General features: G+C 42.2%; 18 protein-coding genes. 13 read left to right on the top strand and 5 right to left on the bottom strand.

Going from position 1 to position 19426, the window contains the following annotated elements; genetic code table 11:
- Positions 1 to 144 precede the first annotated feature (144 nt).
- The gene (locus tag MWM02_RS12765) at positions 145 to 1035 is read right to left on the bottom strand and encodes a transposase (protein ID WP_244402180.1); all 891 of its coding nucleotides are present in this window, start codon (positions 1033 to 1035) and stop codon (positions 145 to 147) included.
- A 300-nt stretch (positions 1036 to 1335) separates the two neighbouring features.
- Entirely contained in the window at positions 1336 to 2199 is an 864-nt protein-coding gene (locus MWM02_RS12760) for a MurR/RpiR family transcriptional regulator (RefSeq protein WP_064550952.1), read from the bottom strand.
- Between the two features lie 257 nt (positions 2200 to 2456).
- On the opposite strand from MWM02_RS12760, the gene MWM02_RS12755 reads away from it, so the two are divergent.
- The 3 genes from MWM02_RS12755 to MWM02_RS12745 all read left to right on the top strand — a co-directional run bounded on the left by MWM02_RS12755 (position 2457) and on the right by MWM02_RS12745 (position 6436).
- Positions 2457 to 3155 (top strand): N-acetylmannosamine-6-phosphate 2-epimerase, encoded by a 699-nt coding sequence (locus tag MWM02_RS12755; RefSeq protein WP_244402179.1) that lies wholly within the window; start codon positions 2457 to 2459, stop codon positions 3153 to 3155.
- Positions 3156 to 3390: 235 nt separating this feature from the next.
- The gene (locus MWM02_RS12750; RefSeq protein WP_244402178.1) at positions 3391 to 4989 is read left to right on the top strand and encodes a PTS transporter subunit EIIC; all 1599 of its coding nucleotides are present in this window, start codon (positions 3391 to 3393) and stop codon (positions 4987 to 4989) included.
- A 1039-nt stretch (positions 4990 to 6028) separates the two neighbouring features.
- Entirely contained in the window at positions 6029 to 6436 is a 408-nt protein-coding gene (locus MWM02_RS12745) for a hypothetical protein (protein WP_244402177.1), read from the top strand.
- Positions 6437 to 7485: 1049 nt separating this feature from the next.
- Here MWM02_RS12745 and MWM02_RS12735 read toward each other — a convergent pair.
- From MWM02_RS12735 to MWM02_RS12725, 3 genes are all read right to left on the bottom strand, one after another.
- Positions 7486 to 7998 (bottom strand): CBO0543 family protein, encoded by a 513-nt coding sequence (locus tag MWM02_RS12735; protein WP_244402176.1) that lies wholly within the window; start codon positions 7996 to 7998, stop codon positions 7486 to 7488.
- 111 nt (positions 7999 to 8109) lie between these two features.
- A complete protein-coding gene (locus MWM02_RS12730; protein ID WP_064550946.1) occupies positions 8110 to 8529 on the bottom strand; it encodes a hypothetical protein in 420 nt (139 codons plus the stop codon).
- Between the two features lie 198 nt (positions 8530 to 8727).
- The gene (locus tag MWM02_RS12725; RefSeq protein WP_244402175.1) at positions 8728 to 8988 is read right to left on the bottom strand and encodes a WGxxGxxG family protein; all 261 of its coding nucleotides are present in this window, start codon (positions 8986 to 8988) and stop codon (positions 8728 to 8730) included.
- A 116-nt stretch (positions 8989 to 9104) separates the two neighbouring features.
- Here MWM02_RS12725 and MWM02_RS12720 point away from each other — a divergent pair, with 116 nt between their 5' ends.
- From MWM02_RS12720 to MWM02_RS12675, 10 genes are all read left to right on the top strand, one after another.
- Positions 9105 to 9734 (top strand): YhbD family protein, encoded by a 630-nt coding sequence (locus MWM02_RS12720; RefSeq protein WP_244402174.1) that lies wholly within the window; start codon positions 9105 to 9107, stop codon positions 9732 to 9734.
- A gap of 4 nt (positions 9735 to 9738) precedes the next feature.
- Positions 9739 to 10443 carry a bactofilin family protein gene (locus tag MWM02_RS12715; protein WP_244402173.1) on the top strand — a complete coding sequence of 235 codons (705 nt, stop codon included), beginning with the start codon at positions 9739 to 9741 and terminating at the stop codon, positions 10441 to 10443.
- A 13-nt stretch (positions 10444 to 10456) separates the two neighbouring features.
- Entirely contained in the window at positions 10457 to 11188 is a 732-nt protein-coding gene (locus tag MWM02_RS12710) for a polymer-forming cytoskeletal protein (protein WP_244402172.1), read from the top strand.
- A 23-nt stretch (positions 11189 to 11211) separates the two neighbouring features.
- Entirely contained in the window at positions 11212 to 12747 is a 1536-nt protein-coding gene (locus MWM02_RS12705; protein ID WP_244402171.1) for an MDR family MFS transporter, read from the top strand.
- An 839-nt stretch (positions 12748 to 13586) separates the two neighbouring features.
- On the top strand, positions 13587 to 14147 hold the full coding sequence (ssuE, locus tag MWM02_RS12700) for an NADPH-dependent FMN reductase (protein WP_244402170.1): 561 nt from the start codon (positions 13587 to 13589) through the stop codon (positions 14145 to 14147).
- Positions 14148 to 14319: 172 nt separating this feature from the next.
- Entirely contained in the window at positions 14320 to 15393 is a 1074-nt protein-coding gene (sfnG, locus tag MWM02_RS12695; RefSeq protein WP_064550940.1) for a dimethylsulfone monooxygenase SfnG, read from the top strand.
- Positions 15394 to 15422: 29 nt separating this feature from the next.
- The gene (locus tag MWM02_RS12690; RefSeq protein WP_244402169.1) at positions 15423 to 16628 is read left to right on the top strand and encodes an acyl-CoA dehydrogenase family protein; all 1206 of its coding nucleotides are present in this window, start codon (positions 15423 to 15425) and stop codon (positions 16626 to 16628) included.
- 175 nt (positions 16629 to 16803) lie between these two features.
- Positions 16804 to 17562 (top strand): ABC transporter ATP-binding protein, encoded by a 759-nt coding sequence (locus MWM02_RS12685; protein WP_244402168.1) that lies wholly within the window; start codon positions 16804 to 16806, stop codon positions 17560 to 17562.
- A gap of 53 nt (positions 17563 to 17615) precedes the next feature.
- Positions 17616 to 18608 (top strand): aliphatic sulfonate ABC transporter substrate-binding protein, encoded by a 993-nt coding sequence (locus MWM02_RS12680; protein ID WP_244402167.1) that lies wholly within the window; start codon positions 17616 to 17618, stop codon positions 18606 to 18608.
- Between the two features lie 15 nt (positions 18609 to 18623).
- Positions 18624 to 19421 carry an ABC transporter permease gene (locus MWM02_RS12675; RefSeq protein WP_244402166.1) on the top strand — a complete coding sequence of 266 codons (798 nt, stop codon included), beginning with the start codon at positions 18624 to 18626 and terminating at the stop codon, positions 19419 to 19421.
- The last annotated feature ends 5 nt before the right edge of the window (positions 19422 to 19426 follow it).

Genomic DNA, 19426 nt, shown 5'->3' with positions numbered 1-19426 from the left:
AATAGATAATACAATGTTTGGGTTGACAAATTGCTTGAAATCAGTGTAGAACACTTGATCTGTCAAAATGCGAAAGTCGTTAATCAAACGGTGATGTGGTTAACAAAAAATGCAACCCTTTTATTGAAAGATGGTGTTGCAAAACTAGAGTAAAAACTCGAAGTTATGCATAAGGATACAGCATAACACATGCAGTAAATATCGATGAAATCCATACCATCGCGGCTGTTCCACCCCGTCACTTTTTAACTCATTAAATACCCGTTCTATCTCGCGGCGAAGTCCAAACAGCCATTGGCCAAATCTCGTTTTCAAAAAGACAGGAACAACCCGTCCATAGGCATCTTTTCGCTCCTCGCTATTGCGGCGGTTGATAGGGGAAATGAATAGGATTCCTGACTGCTCTGCAGTTTGACGAACCTTTTCGCTGTCATACGCGGCATCGCCCAATACCAATTCGATATCCCACTGCTTTAAAGAAACAAGCAATTCTGGTGCTACTGCCGCATCATTTCGATTTGCGGTGGTCAACACATGAGATAAAATGATTCCCTCGGCAGTAGTGCACAGATGGAGCTTATATCCTTTAAACCAGTGATATCGGGTGGACACTCCCCACTTTGCCTGTGAATCGTAAAGACTGCTTCGAAGGGCCGTGCTGTCGATCAGCACGATTTGCGGATAACGTACTTCTAGATCTTTGAGCAGCTGTGCATGAAAAACAGGAAATCCTTGTTCCCTAAACCACTTCGCCGCACGGGAAAACGTAGAAAGGTGAGGGACTTCACCAAGCCCACAGGCCCGTTGAAAACAGCGAAAACGCTGCAGAATGCGCACTAATTTTCGCAAGGAATCAATGGAAAAATAGGTTTTCAAAAAGAAACATTTCAACAACGATTTTTTCGATACTGGCGGCCTTCCTGTCACATACGATGTTTCCGGCAACGACAGCGAGTCGATATATCGAAATAAGGATGCTAAAAGTGGATCAATTTCATAAGGCCATGCATGTTCGTTGTTTAAATTGGAAATCATGATAGTGTCCACCCCTTGGAGAGTTGTTTTTTGGTCACTGTATATGATTTCCAAGGTGGTGGATTTTTTATGTGTATTTATGCATTCGTTATACGTTTTGCAACACGTTCTTGAAAGCAAAGAGTTGCGCAATATTTTTGTCGCACTTTTTTAGAAAAGTTGGCTTTATGCTGGGGGATCGACGTTTTTAATTTGCGTTCAAAAGAGATTCTTTAGGGATACAACAGATTGTACCACCTGTCATAGTGCAAGGCGATGGGAATATTTTCTTTTTTTTAAAAGTAATGCTACAAGTTTAGTTTATGTTAGTTTATTTGTTATGGCTTTTGAGGTTTTTTTCTTGTTTTCTATCGCTGTGTTTCCTAACCTCATAAAAACGGCGTGGTAAAGAATGTCAATGACAGTAATTTGGGAAATTTTTGATGAAAGTGCTCCACCTTGTAAAGGCCCTTCTTTTGATCCGTGCACTAAAACGATATCGGAAATTTTAGTTATCGGAGATTTTGCGTGATGTGTTATGCTGATAATTTTGGCTCCCGACTCTTTGGCAATTTTTAAGGCATCATATGTATCCTTAGAGCTTCCTGAGAACGAAATCCCGACTGCTACATCTTCCGAAGTTAAAAGAGAGGCCGCCATTAGTTGTAAGTGAAAATCCACAAATGAGTTTATATTCATTCCTATTCTCATGAATTTGGCTGCAGTATCTTGTGCTGTTATAGAAGATGAGCCCACGGCAAATAATTCAATTTTACGGGCTTGTATAAAAGCGTCAACGGCTCTTTCCAATTCTTTGATATTTAGGAGCGATAAAGTTTCATTAATTACCCTAACATTGTTCATTACTACCTTTTGTGCTATCACGTCTAAGGAGTCGCCCGGGGATAAATCTTCGTTGATAAGTGTTAAGTGGTCTTCATTTTTGGAAATATCTTGGGCTAAAGATAGTTTAAATGACTGAAAACTTTTAAAACCGACTTTTCTGCAAAACCTGAGAACTGTAGTATCACCAACTCCTGCTTCTTGTGCTATATCACTGACAGACATGTACAAAATCTTTTTTGGTTGAGACAAGATAATATCGGCTACTTTACGTTCAGATTTAGTAAGAGAATCATAAATGCTATGTATATATGTCCATATTTCTTTATCGCATTCTAACATTGTACAAAACCCTCTCAATTGTAATATTTGTTTTTTGTATAAAAGTCTAACATATAAAAATTTTTAGTGCAAAATTGTCTTGAAAGATCTATAAAAATGGAGGATAAATCCTAAAAATAATTTAAAATAGGTGGAAAAATCCTCTTAATGGTGGTATACTTTGATTAACAAATGAATTTCGACAATTAATTATATTTGTGTAATTTTAAATAATTAGAATATTAGTTATAACAAACATTTTACGGCGGGTGACAGTTATGAAAAAGGAAGAAATTTTCAATGCGATAAAAGGGGGGCTAATTGTATCATGCCAAGCATTAGAACATGAGCCTTTACATGGTTCGTATATAATGTCAAAAATGGCTCTTGCAGTACAGATGGGGGGAGCGGTTGGAATCAGAGCTAATAGCGGAAAAGATATTGTTGCTATCAAGGAGAAGGTAAATTTACCAGTTATAGGAATTGTAAAAAGAAACTATCCTGATAGTGAAGTATATATCACTCCTACAATAGAAGAGGTCAGGGAAGTAGTTCAAGCAGGGGCAGAAATAGTTGCGGTGGATGCCACCAAACGAAAAAGACCGAATAACATCATGTTAAAAGATTTTGTTAGGCAAGTTAAAAAAGAATTTCCCCAGATCATTCTTATGGCGGATATCTCTGATTTTGAAGAAGGAGTAACTGCTGAAGAACTTGGATTTGATATTGTGGGTACTACCTTGAGTGGATATACAGAATATACAAAAGGAGTTAGTTTACCCAATTTTCATCTTATGAAAACGCTTGTAAATAGACTCAGCGTGCCAGTTATTGCAGAAGGAGGGATTTGGACACCGGAGCAATTAAGAAAGGTTATGGATATTGGAGTACATGCGGCGGTTGTGGGGACAGCTATTACTAGACCGCAGGAGATCACCAAAAGATTTGTACAAATACTAGGCAAAAGCAATAATTAGCAAAAATGTTTCAATGCCAAGGAAACTAATGCGAATCATCTTTAATTTTTTGAAAGCGATTCCTATAAATCGGTTTGTAGTTAATAGTCGATTTCTTTTGTTGGGACTGTGTTTAAATTTGCAAAATATGTTTCTAAAAAGAGGCGAGAAGCAGGAAAAGGGGGTGAGCAGCAAAATACTTCTTTAAATAAAGAAAGGCAACAGCATAATAAAATAATTCAAGGAGGGAGACTATATGTTTGAAAGACTACAACGTTTGGGAAAAGCTTTCATGGTTCCAATCGCTGTATTGCCTATAGCAGGATTGATGTTAGGAATAGGTGCTTCTTTTACAAACCAAGTCATGCTGAAAACATATGGACTTGAAGGAATTTTTGGGGAAGGAACGTTTTTACATTACATTTTAACTATTATGGCTGGTATTGGTGAAGCTGTTTTTAATAATCTTCCTTTTATTTTCGCGATTGGCGTTGCAGCAGGGTTAGCATTGCAAGAAAAGGGAACAGCTGCATTATCTGCTGGAATTGGTTTTATAGTTATGCATATAGTAATTAGTAAAATATTAGGTTTTTTAGGGTATACACCAGAAACTACAAGCATTGATTATTATCTAAAGCAAGGGCTTAGCAATCTTGAAGCTACCGAACGGTCAAATGTTTATGGATATGAACTAGGGATATTTACTGTGAAAATAGGAGTGCTTGGAGGAATTATTGTAGGCGTTGTTTCATCTATTCTTACAAATAAATTTTATAATAAAAAACTTCCTGAAGCATTATCATTTTTTTCAGGGGTTAGATTTGTGCCAATTGTCACAGTTTTCTTTATTAGCATCATAGGTGCTATAATTCCTTTTATATGGCCATATATTCATTTAGGCATTTCTAAATTTTCTGAATTTTTTGGTTCGACTGGTCCGGTAGGTATGTTTTTCTATGGGACTGGTATGAGAATACTTAATATATTTGGGTTACACCATGCTATTTATCCTTTATTTTGGTATACTTCACTCGGAGGAGAAATGCAAGTTGCCGGACAGCTTGTACAAGGGGGACAAAGAATTTTCTTTGCACAGCTTGCTGACCCTAACACCGTAAAATTTTCTGCTGAAGCCACCAAATATTTTACTGGCGGGTATTTACCGATGATGTTTGGTTTGCCTGCTGCAGCTTTAGCTATGTACAAAACTGCTGATAAAAAAAATCAAAAAGTGGTTGGAGGATTGCTTTTTTCGGCAGCTTTAACTTCTTTTCTTACAGGTATCACGGAGCCGATTGAATTTACATTCTTATTTGCTGCTCCATTACTTTATGGAATACATGCAGTTTTAGAAGGAATATCCTATGCAGTTTTATACGCACTTGATGTTGCCGTTGGATGTACTTTTTCAAGAGGATTTATTGACTTTACCCTTTTTGGGTTACTACAAGGCAATAGTAAGACCAACTACGTATGGATATTAATTTTAGGAGTAGTTTATGCATTTATTTATTACTATGTATTTAAAATTTTAATAGTAAAACTAAATTTAAAAACGCCTGGCAGGGGCGAAGATAGTGAAAATAAACTCTATTCTAAGAAAGACGCGCTATTGAAAGATATAGATGTAGAAAAAGTAATTGAGGCACTTGGAGGAAAGGAAAACATTGTTGATGTCGATGCATGCATTACTCGCTTAAGAGTAACTGTTAAGGATATTGAGAAAGTGGCGTCTGATCAACTATGGAAACAAGAACTTAAAGCCAAAGGTGTGTTTAAGAAGGGGTCGGGTGTTCAGGTTGTATATGGTGCCTTGGCTGAAATACTAAAAAGTGAAATAAATCATAAACTGTAATTAACTGGAAAGTGTTGTTCGCCAATTTGTGAAAGAAAAACTAGAACTGATTATGCCGACAATAGACAGAAATTTCAGTCTTTTAAGTGGGACAAACCGTCTCTTTATTATTCTAAATTTATCCATATGCATCCTGTTATTTACATTACACAAAATTCTTGGCGGCCGATTGAAGGACGCTGAATGAGCTCAAGCTCGTTTGGTGTCCTTTTGGTTTTACTGCAGCGGTATTCAAAAAAAGATAGTTTTTGATGATGGTAGCTATTTATGCATGAGGCATGAATCTCCTTATAGGAATGGGGTTGGCACATTGATGCTAACCAAGGAAATGCGGTTCATGCCTCCTTTTTGTTGTTAGCGATTGCTTAAGTACAGTAAATAATTGCTATTTGAACAAATTCGCTAATATAAAACGCTTGGGGAGCGAAAGTTTATTTTTTACGGATAGGCGTTGAACAGCTAAAAGCTGTTAGTGGCAATTAAGAATTGTAGTGTTTGGCAATTAAGGATATGCATAATTTATTGCATATTCACCGCTTTACATGGAGTGGCGGGTATGATAGGCTTATATGCCTTGCAAAGTCCTGTGGCTTGCCCCCTTTGCCAGAAAGCATGCCCGCAGAGGCTCCATGTCAAGCGACAACAGGTATGAAATTTTATACAGATCATTGAATATTCTTATTTGCCATTTCATGCATTTTTTAATTGCCAAAAACATAAAAGCAGAGTTAAGAGAAGCACAAAAAATAGAACTATTGATGGATAATAATGCAACCCCTCTCGTACGAGAAGGGTTTCTTGGCATGAATGAACATGGTGTTGTTTATGCAAATGTTTCAATTCCTCGTAGGTAAGATACAAACTCCAAAAAGTGTTGGCGTATCAACGTTTTTCTGAATGGCTACATCCAGTATATTTCATTTAGAAAATTGCATTAATGTAGTAATTTTTACATAATTAGACAATATTTTTTTATTAATTGTGATATGGTGTAGGCGAGAAGGGGGATGCATTAGATAATATTGCTCTTATTGTTGCTTTGCTTGCATTTGTTGACTTTCTTTTTTATTTCTTCAAGGGTGGGGTTGCGGCCGCTAAAAAGCAAGATAACAAAAAAGAAGGGTTATTTAAGCGGGCGCTAGTATTTTTTGCAGGATTAATTACATTTGGAATAACAACAGAACCAGCAAAACAATCTGTGGATGAGCCAAGGCAAGAGCAGCAAAAGCAGAAACAATCTGAAAAGACGATGGAGCAACCGACGGCAAAGGAAGAAGAAACAGGACAGCCACAGGAAGCCGCAAATCAAAATTTTGCTTCAGATCAACAAAAGAAAGTAGCTGAATTAATGAAAAATGGTTCGGATTTCCTTCTATTGGCAGGGGATTACTATAATTTTCTAGGTGGGCAAAAATCTCAAACATGGGATAATTTTATATACAATTAAAGAAGTGACTTGGACGGGAATTATTGCAGATTTAGAAACTATTACGGATAGTATTGTTGTTTATGGCAAAGAAGATGGGTATAACGGCGAAAATTGGATAACCATTAATCACGAGGAGATAAAGAATTAAAATATAACTGGAAATTATATGAAGCGGAAGTAGTTCAATAATTGCTTAACTTACTTGCTTTAAGTGGGCCATTTTTTCATCAGTAAGCCCTCGTCCGTTTTCTTAAAGCAAAAGAGGAGGCTGGAGATTTTAGATAGCGATGAATATCCGTTTTATGAGTGAAACGGGTAAGCATGGAATTTCAAGAATGGCTAGGAGGATTGAATGACAAGGGGATTGTGACTTTATGAGTGTGCGAAAGAGCTTGTTAGGCAGGCATACGAACTCGGAGTAGAGGAAGGGAGGAAAAAATACAGCTATCCTCCTTTCCTTACCCGGAAAAACCTGTCGGAAATTTTTCAAGTCCAGCTTTCAACGTTGAACAACTTGACCAATATTCTTGGATTTCCGAAATTTGAACACATACGAGCTCGGTATCCTCGAGGTCAGGTTTTCGTTGGATAGAAGAGAATTCTCCCTATTGGACTAAGTAGTAGTTTCTAATCGAAAGGATGATAAAAAGCAACATGGTACCCATCAATGTGGATGAAAAACAAATGGAAAAAATGTTCTTGGATGAGCTCCAAAAACGACTTGAGCAGTTGGAACAACGCCACACGTTTTGGGACATGAAAGAGTTCTGCCGCCAAACATGCATGAGCAAGAATAACATCAAAGTAAAATTCTTTTATAATCCGTTGTTTCCAAAATAAAGTCGGCGGCAAGTGGCGCTTTCCAGCCCGTGAGTGCGAAGAATTCCTTCTTATAGGCTAAAGCCGACAGTTTAAATAAGCATGGAGTCAATATTCTAATCTATCCAAAAATTGCCACTTTAGCGTGACGGGGGATAGACGTGTGTGAACGGCTGAAAAGCGAAAAACATATCAAAGGCTTTGGAGGGCGTAAATTCATGCTGATCGGCCTTTGCCGGCAAGCTTCGTCAAGCGTTCTGATTGCTTGATGATGGCAATGCATTGGAAAATTGATTTTTATAAAACCATCTATAATATACACGCGATATGTAATAAGTAATCCATAATGTAATAAAACTCCAATACCATGTCCATTTTTTGTATCGAATTAGTTTAGTGTACTTTACAGCGATTATTTCCAAAAATGTAATAATCGAAGTGTGGAAAAAATAGTAAATTACTTTTATCAAAGCATTTCTTTTTTCCGGATAATAAAGGTTAAACAGAGTGCATAATGCTGGATAGACAAAATATTCGAACGTAAAGCTTGATTTATTAGATTTTTTAAAGAAAAGTCGATAAGGGTATTCAATTAAACCTTTTTCCACTACAAATAGTCCAAAAAGCCAAGTGATCACTTGTTTAAAAAGAAATGGTATCTGTGCCTCACGAACCCTCTCCCTTGGTACAAATAAAATTAATAATAAAAGCGTAACGACCCAAGAAGAGATTAAAATCGTTTTTTCGACTTTGTGCGCCAATTTTACCTCCTCCTTTTTTGGATATTGTTACCTAAATCAAATTTTGTATGCTAACATGTATAGATGTTGAACAAGGAAACAAGTGACAAGTCAGTTGAACAAAGGGGATGCTTATTCGTTCCGAAATATAATCATTCCGCAAACCATCGGAATAATGATTAGCATCGCAACTGTTAAAGTAGGTACCGGCAATCGGTTCCCAAATATTGCGCCGACCGCTCCAAGGAATCCCCCAATAATAAAGGGAATCGGGGTTTTTGCTTTGTCAGCATCGGGTTTTGCGTAATACCATGCGTCCCATACACAATAGGCGTAAAATCCGGGATAGAACAAGATGTATTCAAAATTTGCCGCTTCCAAAGCTTGTTGGTGTAATCCGTTAAAATCAAGGTGAATGGTCTTGTTGATTTGCCCTAGCGTATTATCGAAATGTTCGATTAATACAAAGAAGATGCCTTTCACGAATTGGCCGTTATATATTTGTCCGAATCCCGGCATCAACATAGAAAATAAAGCGGCGATATTCCTCATGATATCTCCTTTCGTTCTTTTCAGAAAGATGGTTATGATGGATTATGCTTTGTTCTTTAGTATGGGTGGTGTGGTGCAATGGCTTTATTGTGCCAAAAAAGATTGGACAAAGAAAAGGAAGGTTGCCCCAAAAGTAAATGTTTTTAGGACAACCTCAACTTTTGTATTTTTTTAATGGAAAAAGATCGATAGTTTCTTCTAATCTTTTCTGTCATTTCTTCTTCTTAACCCGAAAAGTCCTGCCAAACCAAGTAAGCCAATCCATCCCCAATCTGTGTCGTTATCATCATCGTTATTATCATCGTTATTATCGACAACGTCTCCGTTTTGAGCCATGTGAGTTATTTTGTTTGTGCTGTTATTGGCGTCAATATTGTTATGTTGCGCGTAAGCAGCTATTCCACAAAGCATTGCTGTAACCAATAGAGCGCAAAATGAATGAAGAATTTTTTTCAACACGGCTTTCACCTCCTTTTCCTTATAATGTATCCAATTAATCAGGAATATTACATTTTCTTTTTTTATTTACAATGTAACATTGTTATGTTACATTATTAGCGTGGGAGGTGTTGATGGTGGAAGAGGATTTAATCTCGAAAAAAGAGTTGCTCGAGCAAACAGGGATCTCTTATGGCCAGCTGTATCGGTGGAAACGGAAAAAACTAATTCCCGAAGAATGGTTTATTCGCAAATCGACATTTACGGGGCAAGAAACGTTTTTTCCAAAAGAAAAAATACTAGCGAGAATTGAAAAAATTAAACAGTTGAAAGATGATTTGTCACTTGATGAATTAGCGAATATGTTTTCGCCCAACCCTGCTGCGGTGACTCTCCATAGAGACGAAATTATAAAACGTAACATTGTTTCAAAAATAGCGTTGCAATTTTACATGGAACAAAAAGGGGAGCAGCACACTTTTTCCTTTGCCGAACTGCTGCAGCTCTATATTCTTGATCAATTGCTGCAAACAGGAGAAATTAGTTTGGAAGAAGGAAAAAGCGTATTCGATATATTCGAGAAACATTATGCCGCCTTTCAAGGCCGGAGTTGCGAGTTGCTTTTTCTGCGAAAAATGGGAATAGCAATATGTTTATTAGTAGCAAGCGGAAATGACGTCTATGTCGAAGAAACAGCAAAAATCATTGTTCGTCTTCACGTGCCGACTTGCATAGAGCAATTAAAACTGATGGTGTCGGAGGGATAAACAGATGGAAAGGAAGGATTTGGTTATATCTGGTGCTGGAAGTGCTTCGGGCGGTCTATACAACTTGATCAAAATTTCTGGAACCGGAAAGGTGCATGGAGATACTGACTGCAACGATATGGCGATTTATGGGACAGCGACAATGGAAGGAAACGTGAAAGCAAAGGCGGTGCATATATCCGGAAAAGCCCGGATTACGGGATCATTGAAAACGGAACAAGCGAAAATTCATGGAAACGCCCGGATTAACGGCGATGTGCAGTGCAAACAATTGGATTGCCACGGGAGGGCAAATGTTGACGGGAATGTATCAGCGGATGAAGTGCATATTCATGGAGAGGCAGTCATTAAAGGAGACTGTGACGCGGAACAATTTCAAGCGCGAGGAGAGTTTTCCATTGGCGGTTTATTAAATGCGGGGACCATTCAAATAAAGCTTTGCGGACATTGCCAAGCAAAAGAAATCGGCGGAGAGCGCATTGAAGTAAAACTGCACGGAATGACATTTTTAAAAAAACTGTTATTGCATTTTGGTTTGACCGCTGAAAGCATCGAAGGGGATGAAATTTATTTAGAGCATACGAGCGCGAAAGCAGTCAGAGGCAACCGGGTGACGATCGGTCCTGGATGCGACATTGACGTCGTAGAATATCAAGGGGAGTTTCAATGTGATCCGGGAGCGAAAGTCGGCACTTATAAAAAAGTATGAAGGAGGAAGAAATGTGGGAAATCATGTGCGCCATTTAACCATAAACGGATCTGCTCTCACTTCAGGAGGAACGTTTCATAAAGTGACGATTCGCGGAGATGCAACTATTAACGGCGATTTATGGTGTGATCGCTGCAAGGTGTTTGGCAATGCCGATGTGAGCGGCAACATTGCGGCGAAGTCGTTTCGCATCTTTGGTCAAGCGAACATACGGGGAAATGTTCAAGGAGAAATGATCAAGCTGTTTGGGGAAATGAATCTACGCGGAAATGCCGCCGCGGCATATGATTTTCATCTCCGTGGCGCTGCTCATGTGGATGGCGATGTAACAGGAGGAATGATTCATGGTTACGGAGAAATGAAAGTGTCTCGTGATTGTGAAGCGGACGTTTTTTCGATCAAAGGCGCGGTGGAGATTGGCAGTACGCTAAACGCGGAGCAGATCGAATTGTACCCTCATTTTGCTGATAGCCGCATCGCTGAAATTGGCGGGAAAACGATTCGCATCAAACGAAGTAAAGCAATAAATATTCTTCACTTCTTGAAACGATTTGCCCGCGAATCGGCGAAGTTAAAAGCGGAAACGATTGAAGGGGATGACATTTATTTAGAACATACCGACGCCAAAGTCGTCCGAGGAGACCGCATCATCATTGGTCCGGGCTGCAACATTGATCTTGTGGAATATCATACAAGTTTTCAGCAAGACGGAAAAGCGATTGTGAAAGAAAAAAGAAAACGATAATAAGATTAAGGGGGAAAAGAAAGATGGCGAGGAACGAAACAAGCATTAAATGGGTGGTGCTCGGGCTGCTCATTGGCATTTTTGTCGCGTCGGTGGACAATACGATCGTCGCGACGGCGATGGCAACGATCGTCGCAGATTTAGGAGGACTTGATAAATTTGTTTGGGTGACGTCCGCGTATATGGTGACCGAAATGGCAGGGATGCCGATTTTCGGGAAGCTTTCCGACATGTATGGACGGAAGCGGTTTTTTATCTTTGGATTGGTGGTCTTTCTAGCTGGATCGATGTTATGCGGGATCGCGCAAAATATTGTGCAGTTAAGCATTTTTCGGGCGATTCAAGGAATCGGCGGTGGCGCTTTAGTGCCGATTGCGTTTACGATTATGTTTGACATTTTCCCGCCGCAGCAGCGCGGGAAAATGGGTGGCCTTTTTGGAGCGGTATTTGGGCTGTCGAGCATTTTCGGTCCGCTCTTGGGAGCGTATATTACTGACTACTTGTCGTGGCGTTGGGTGTTTTATATTAACATTCCACTCGGCATTATCGCTTTTTTGCTTGTCGCTTTCTTTTACCGGGAGTCGCCGAAGCATGCGAAGCAAAAAATCGACTGGCTTGGCGTAATCACGCTTGTTCCGGCGATCGTATGCTTGATGTTTGCGCTTGAACTCGGCGGCAATCAATATGAATGGGACTCTTCCGTGATCATTAGTTTATTTTCTGCCTTTACTCTATTATTTTTGTTGTTTCTTTATGTGGAGACAAAAGCAAAGGAGCCGATTGTCTCGTATCATATGTTTCGCAAGCGTTTATATGCTGCGAGCAACCTCATCGGCTTTTTCGCGGGAGCAACCTTTATCGTTGCTACCGTTTACATTCCGATTTTTATTCAAGGAGTAACAGGCGGCACGGCGACGAACTCCGGATTGATTTTGCTTCCGATGATGTTGGCGACTACCGTCTCTGCGCAATTAGGCGGGTTTTTAGCGGCAAAGACGAGCTATCGGAACGTCATGATTTTTTTCATGTCGGTGTTTGTGATTGGCATGTTTTTGCTTAGCACGATTACGGAGGACACGTCCCGTTTCACCGTAACTTGTTATATGATTATCGTAGGATTAGGAGTTGGAGCCTCATTTTCTGTGTTAGGAATGGCGGCCATCCACCATTTTTCAGAAACGGAAAGAGGCGCGGCCAGTTCGACAAACTCGTTTTTGCGGTCGCTCGGCATGACGATCGGCATTACGATTTTTGGAATCATTCAACGCAATTTGTTTACGGATCGATTAAAAGAGGCATTTCACGGAATGGCAAACGGATCACCAGACATGAACATTCATGACCCTCGTGCGATTCTTTCGCCGGAAGCGCGCGCCCATATTCCAGCGCCGATACTCGAAAAAATAACGTCCGTGCTAGCTTCTTCCATCGCGCAGACGTTCTTATGGAGCTTAATTCCAGCAGCACTGACGCTTCTGTTCGTCTTTTTCATGACAAACGATCGGCTCGCGTCGATGCATGCCGTACAGCGCGGCAAGGCGCAGGTCGGAAAGGAATAAGTTTTCCGCAATAAAATAACAAAGCGAATGCCGACAATACACGGCATTCGCTTTTTTGGTGCGCCCAGCATGGGTGCAGTCTATAGATTGAAATTCCTGAACTGCGAAGGCAGAAGTAGCAGTTAGCTTAACACAAGGGTGTCTGCGGTGACACAGAATTGGAAGGAAGGGGCGGCAGAGGAACACGAACTTCATACGAGGCGGGTATCATTGATGTTCGTCTAAACTCTATAGACACGATGAGCAAAATCTATCCATCATGAGGAGTGTCTATAATGACAAGGAGTTTTGCTAAAGAATTCAAAGTATATGCAGTGAAATTAGTGATCGAGGGAGGAAAAGCCATGCTGAAGCTGTTAGGAAACTCGATATTTCCCCAGAACTCTTTCATAAATGGATAGTAGATGATAAACGCGATGCGGAACTAGCTTTGTCGGAAGTGGAAATGTCGAACGAGAAGATCGAGAAAAACGGCAAAAACGCATTCGTGACTTAGAGGAGGAAATGCGATCTTAAAAAAAGCCATGAGCATCTTCGGCAAAAACAGAATGCACATCAAAAGGAGTTTCGCGTGACGAAAATGTGCGGGGTCCTCGATGTTTCAAGAAGCGGGTGCTAGGAGCTTGCCATAAAAATGAATGGTCCATTATTTATGAGGAAAATTTCGTTAGTCTAGAGAGACTCCGACTTTTTCTTCCGGCGCGTTAGCGAATGCTAGTGTCTTTTTTCTTTTGGATATTGACAGTAAATGGGCACGATGATACAATTACAAACATAAAAACATACTAATCTTATAGGATTTATATGTTATAAAATCCGACTGTAGAAAGGGGATTTATATGGGGAAAGCGGTCATTATCAATGGGAATCCTTCTCTGGCATCAAGACTCAACGGAATTATTCAATACGTAGAACAACGGTTGTTACAAGCGGGTATTGAAATTGAGCACATCCGAGTCGCGGAATTGCCCGCAGAAGATTTAATCAAAGCCAAATTCGACAGTGAAGCCATTTTGCATGCTAACAAAAAGGTGGAGGAAGCGGAGGCGATCGTCATCGCGAGTCCGGTGTATAAAGCGGCGTATACGGGAGTATTGAAGGCCTATCTCGATTTGCTTCCGCAAAAAGGGTTATCAGGAAAAATCATTCTTCCACTGTTTATCGGAGGCACGATCGCCCATCTTTTGTCCATCGACTATGCATTGAAGCCGGTGCTATCCGCATTGGGCAGCAGGCACATTCTTGGCGGGGTGTATGCGGTCGACACTTGGATAACCCGAAATGAACAAGAAGGCTGCCATCTATCAGAAGATTTGATCCACAGATTAGAGGAAGCAGCCGCGGAATTTGCTAAAGAAATCAAACGAAGAACTAGGTTATCGCTGGAAAGAGTCGAGTAAAGCAGACAGCACCTTCATTGCAACAAGATGAAAGAAGCACACCCACTAGTTCACACAATGTACCTAATTCCGATTCCACTCAGATGATGCTTTTATCCGTTCCAATTATTCCTGCAAATAGCAGAGGGACTCCCCCTTTGTCTATCAATAAATCTAAACAGAGGTGAAAAATATGTCTTTGAAGTTTGCTTACTGGGTGCCCAATGTCAGCGGAGGCTTGGTCATTTCGAAGATTCCGCAAAAAACCGGCTGGTCTTTTGAAGACAATGTTAGATATGCCCAAATTGCTGAAGAAGCCGGATTTGAATATGCGTTGCTGCAAACTAGGTTTGTTGCAAGCTATGGTGCGGAAAATCAACTGGAGGCTATCACGTTGGCGGCAGCTTTAGCGGCGGTGACCAAAAAGCTAAAGCTGATTTCGGCTGTTCTTCCTGGCTTGTGGCATCCGGGGACGGTAGCCAAAATGATCTCTACCATTGACCAAATCAGCCATGGACGTGCGGCGGTTAACATAGTGAGCGGGTGGTTTAAAGGAGAATTCCACGCGTACGGCGAGCCTTGGCTGGATCACGATGAAAGATACCGGAGATCCGAAGAGTTCATCCGTGTGCTGCGCAGCATGTGGACAGAGGAAGAGACTCATTTTCGCGGCGATTTTTACCGAATTAACGGTGCTCCTCTAAAACCGAAGCCATATAACGTTCCGGAGATTTTCCAAGGAGGCAATTCCCGTGCCGCCCGGCAGATGGCTTCCAGAGTGTCCGACTGGTATTTCATGAATGGAAATACGATCGACGGTCTCAAAGCGCAAATCGATGAAGTGTCATCGCTGGCTAAAGCAAACAACCGCAAGGTGAATTTCGGCGTCAACGCGTTTGTGATCGTACGGGACACGGAAGAGGAAGCGAAGCAGGTGCTTCGCGACATCATTGCATACGCGGATGCCGAAGCTGTGGAAGGCTTCCGCAGCCAAGTGCGCTTTGCCGGCAAAGCCTCCCCAGAAAAAGAAGGCATGTGGGCTCATTCAGATTTTAACGATTTAGTCCAATACAACGACGGTTTCAAAACCGGATTGATCGGTACGGCGGAACAGGTAGCGGACCGCATTATCGAACTCAAAAAAATCGGCGTCGATCTCATCCTGACCGGGTTCCTCCATTATGACGAAGACATCCGATTATTCGGCGAAAAAGTGATTCCGTTGGTTCGCGAAAAGGAAGCAGCGTTAAACGTGGATGCCGTATAAAAAATTACTTACAAAGGGGGATTGGGAGTATGAGCGTAACAGTGGATAGCTCGGGCGTACAGCCGAATTATGAAGCGCTGCGAAAAGAAATCCGCTCCATTGTGGAAAAAGTCATTAAACCGAATGCTGACGTCATCGACAGGGACGGCATTTTCCCTAAACAAAATCTTCAAGTGCTTGCTGAAACAGGATGGAATGGTGTATTGATTCCCGAACAGTGGGACGGACGCGGTCTGGATCATGTCGCTTTTGCCATAGCTGCGGAAGAGATCGCTAAAGGCTGCCCTTCCACATCACTCGTTTATGTCATGCATGTAGGTGCAGCCCAGACCATCTTGCTGTATGGAAACGGCGACCAAAAGGAGCGCTGGCTGAAGCCGATCCGCCAAGGGCTCATCGGCACCTATTCCACAAGCGAAAAAGCGACGGGAGGCCACTGGTGGTTCAATTTAAGCGAAGCCTCCCGCGATGGAGAATATTACATTCTCAATGCGGAAAAATCGTTTACCACCAGCTCGGGTCAAGCAGATTTTTACGTCGTTCAGACCCGTTCGCCGGGAGCACAGGCACCAACAGATGTTAGTTTTTTCATTGTGGACGGGAAGCTGCCGGGAATTAAGCCGGGAGTATGGGAAGCTCTTGGGGTTCGTGGGAATCACAGCGGCCCGATTACCTACGAAGGCGTCCGCGTTCATCAAAGGGACAAACTTGGGAAAGAAGGACAAGGGCGAGAAATATTAGAGAGCGGCGTTTCTCCCATCTATTTGATCGGGCTTGGTTCTACTTGGCTTGGCGTTGCGGAGGCGGCTTTGGAAGCAGCAACCTCATACGTAAAAAGGACGATTCATCGCGATTTCAACAAACGTCTTGCGGATTACCAAGTGATCCGCCAACAGTTAGCTGAAGTGAAAATTTTGATTGACAGCCTCAAACCATGGCAATATTCATTGGCTAAACAGTTGGACGAGCTGCAAGCGCAGGGCAAACCGCAAGTAGAGCTGCTTTTACCGCTTGTCGAATTCAAAATTCATGCATCGGAAGCCGCCAATAAAGCGGCGCAGACCGCACTGGATGTCACAGGCGGTTACGGATATAAGCGCGGGGTATTTGAGCGGTTGTTTAGAGATGCACGCGCCGGTATCGCTATGGGTCCTTCCAACAATATTGCCCGTGAATGGATAGGGAAAGCGCTTGTTGGTTTGCCTCTCGAGCTTTGGTATGAAGGCGGAGATTAGAACCTAACACATACGGTTGAATGCAAGGCATGAGTGATTCCCTTAGTCCGTTTCAAACAAAGGCAGCTGATTAAAAGTAGTGGAGCGCCGGCTATGGAACACTCGTCCATTTTTTCTGTTCAGATCATCTATCATATTTCATTAAATAGCAAGTCAGAATGGGGAGGGATAGGTATTGGGTATAAAGTCTATAGGCTCCCATTTGCAGGTAAAAGGTGTTAGAAAACAGTTCGGCAATGTCGAAGTGCTGAAACATTTGGATTTAGAAATCAAACCGGGGGAATTTGTTGCCATCGTCGGGCGTAGCGGCTGCGGCAAAAGCACGCTGTTGCGCCTGCTCGCTGGACTTGATGTTCCGGCAGAAGGGGAAATTCTTTTAGACGGAGAGAGAGTCAGGGGAATTCGTCCGGATACCAGGATCTTGTTCCAAGATGCCAGATTGCTTCCGTGGAAAAACGTTATTGCCAATGTGCAAGTTGGTGCGAGAAATGAAGACAAAGCTAGAGCGGAGGAAGCTCTGCGGCTGGTGGGACTGGAACATAAAGCAAAAGAATGGCCTAGCGTGTTATCCGGAGGACAGCGTCAGCGCATCGCTCTGGCGAGAGCGCTGGCAGGCTCCCCGCGTCTCCTGCTGTTGGATGAGCCGCTCAGCGCATTGGATGCGCTGACACGCATCGAAATGCAGGAGCTGATCGAACGGATTTGGCAGGAGCAGCAGTTTTCAGCAGTGCTAGTAACACACGACGTCAGCGAGGCAGTCGCATTAGCAGATCGCATTGTCCTCATCAAAAACGGCGCGATTGCAATCGATATACCGGTACATCTACCTCGACCGAGGGAAAGAAACAGTGACTTCGCATACTACGAAAAATTGATTCTCGATCACCTCATGGAGCGGGGAGCTCCCGCATCCGTATTGGCGGTCTCTCCCTAAATAATCATTTTCAAGCGTTTCATATCATTACCGATGAAAGAGGGATCTTCACGATGATTTCAAAAATATATAAAATCGCCTTCATTTTTCTGATCATTGCTGCAATAGGGGTTCTCAGCAGCTGCAACCGCTCGGCTTCCACAGCGTCGGAAGTGAAAACGGTAAAACTTGATTACGCCTATTACAATCCAGTCAGTCTAGTATTGAAAGAAAAGAAATGGTTGGAGGATGAACTGCAAAAGGACGGCATTGAAGTCGAATGGGTTTTCAGCGCTGGAAGCAATAAAGCGCTGGAGCTATTGAACAGCAAGAGCATCGATTTCGGTTCGACAGCAGGCTCTGCTGCTCTGCTCGGAAAGGCGAATGGAAACCCGATCAAATCGATTTATGTTTATTCCAAACCAGAATGGACAGCATTGGTTGCACGCGCTGGTTCCTCCATAGAAAAGGTAAAAGATTTAAAAGGGAAAAAAATCGCTGTCACACGTGGAACGGACCCTTACATCTTTTTGCTACGGGCGTTGGATGCTGCAGGATTGAGCGAAAAAGACGTGGAAATCGTCCAGCTGCAACACCCCGACGGCAAAACTGCACTTGAAAAAGGAGATGTGGACGCATGGGCAGGGCTTGATCCGTATATCGCACAGACGGAAATAGAAAAGCACTCCAAGCTGTTTTTCCGCAACGCAGATTGGAATACGTACGGGTTCCTGAATGTCCGGGAAGCTTTCGCGAGAGACCATCCCGAGATTGTGGAAAAAGTGCTGAAAGCTTATGAAAAGGCTAGAAAATGGGCGATCGAAAACCCGGACGAATTCGTGAAAATTGTGGCCGCGGAAAGCAAACAGAGCGAAGAAGTCACAGCTAAAATGCTCAGCCGTACAGATTTCACAAACCCGGTCATCGGCGAGGTCCACAAGCAGACAATTGAAGCGGCAGGCGAAGTCCTATTGAAAAGCGGCGTCATTGACAAATCCGTCGATATAAAGAAAACGATCGACGATTTAATTGATCCGCAGTATATAAAACACATCGGCGAGAACTAAAAGGAGGGATTGCGGTTGCGCCAATGGAACAAAAATATCGCCATCACAGGAATGGGGCTCATCATTCCAATATCTCTTGTGATCGTGTGGCATATCTTCTCCGTTAACGGTTGGATCGCTACAAATATCATGCCTTCCCCTTTGAAAATCGTTTCCACCATCGTGGATTTGTTTCGTGAAGGCGAGCTTCTGGAACATGTTGGAATTACATTATACCGGGTAAGCATGGGATTTCTGCTCGGCACGGCTGTAGCTTTATTGTTTGGGGTACTGAACGGATATTTTCGTACGATTCGATATTTGTTAGATCCTCTTATCCAGGCGCTGCGCAACATTCCGTCCTTGGCATGGGTGCCGTTGTTTATTTTATGGATGGGAATCAGTGAGGCTTCCAAAATATCATTAATTGCTTTGGGTGTCTTTTTCCCGGTTTATCTAAATTTGGTGTCTGGCATTCAAGGAGTGGATCGCCGCTTGCTGGAAGTGGGATGGGTGCACGGTTATCAAGGTTGGAGATTGATTCGTCATTTTTTTCTTCCGGCGGCCCTTCCTTCTTTCATTGTCGGACTAAGAAGCGGTCTTGGATTAGGATGGATGTTTGTCGTAGCTGCAGAGATTATGGGAGCAAGCAAAGGATTGGGATTTCTTCTGACTGATGGTCAAACGACAGGGCGTCCAGCGATCATCATTGCCAGCATTTTATTGTTTGCGTTGCTTGGAAAATTGACCGATTATCTCCTGGAACTGGCAGGGCGCCGAATTCTCCGTTGGCAAGATAGCTACGAATCGTTTGAAAGGAGAAAAGCATTATGAATACG

The sequence above is a fragment of the Parageobacillus sp. KH3-4 genome, from assembly GCF_022846435.1.
Classification (GTDB): Bacteria; Bacillota; Bacilli; order Bacillales; family Anoxybacillaceae; genus Parageobacillus; species Parageobacillus thermoglucosidasius_A.
Note: the sequence above shows the minus strand (reverse complement) of the source record. Positions and strands in the feature narration are given on the sequence as shown.

What these genes read in the sequence shown, in the direction of transcription:
- MWM02_RS12765 (WP_244402180.1), bottom strand. Translation starts at nt 1,035, where the DNA reads ATGATTTCCAATTTAAACAACGAACATGCATGGCCTTATGAAATTGAT.
- MWM02_RS12750 (WP_244402178.1), top strand. Translation starts at nt 3,391, where the DNA reads ATGTTTGAAAGACTACAACGTTTGGGAAAAGCTTTCATGGTTCCAATC.
- MWM02_RS12730 (WP_064550946.1), bottom strand. Translation starts at nt 8,529, where the DNA reads ATGAGGAATATCGCCGCTTTATTTTCTATGTTGATGCCGGGATTCGGA.
- MWM02_RS12760 (WP_064550952.1), bottom strand. Translation starts at nt 2,199, where the DNA reads ATGTTAGAATGCGATAAAGAAATATGGACATATATACATAGCATTTAT.
- MWM02_RS12705 (WP_244402171.1), top strand. Translation starts at nt 11,212, where the DNA reads ATGGCGAGGAACGAAACAAGCATTAAATGGGTGGTGCTCGGGCTGCTC.
- sfnG (WP_064550940.1), top strand. Translation starts at nt 14,320, where the DNA reads ATGTCTTTGAAGTTTGCTTACTGGGTGCCCAATGTCAGCGGAGGCTTG.
- MWM02_RS12715 (WP_244402173.1), top strand. Translation starts at nt 9,739, where the DNA reads ATGGAAAGGAAGGATTTGGTTATATCTGGTGCTGGAAGTGCTTCGGGC.
- MWM02_RS12690 (WP_244402169.1), top strand. Translation starts at nt 15,423, where the DNA reads ATGAGCGTAACAGTGGATAGCTCGGGCGTACAGCCGAATTATGAAGCG.
- ssuE (WP_244402170.1), top strand. Translation starts at nt 13,587, where the DNA reads ATGGGGAAAGCGGTCATTATCAATGGGAATCCTTCTCTGGCATCAAGA.
- MWM02_RS12680 (WP_244402167.1), top strand. Translation starts at nt 17,616, where the DNA reads ATGATTTCAAAAATATATAAAATCGCCTTCATTTTTCTGATCATTGCT.
- MWM02_RS12755 (WP_244402179.1), top strand. Translation starts at nt 2,457, where the DNA reads ATGAAAAAGGAAGAAATTTTCAATGCGATAAAAGGGGGGCTAATTGTA.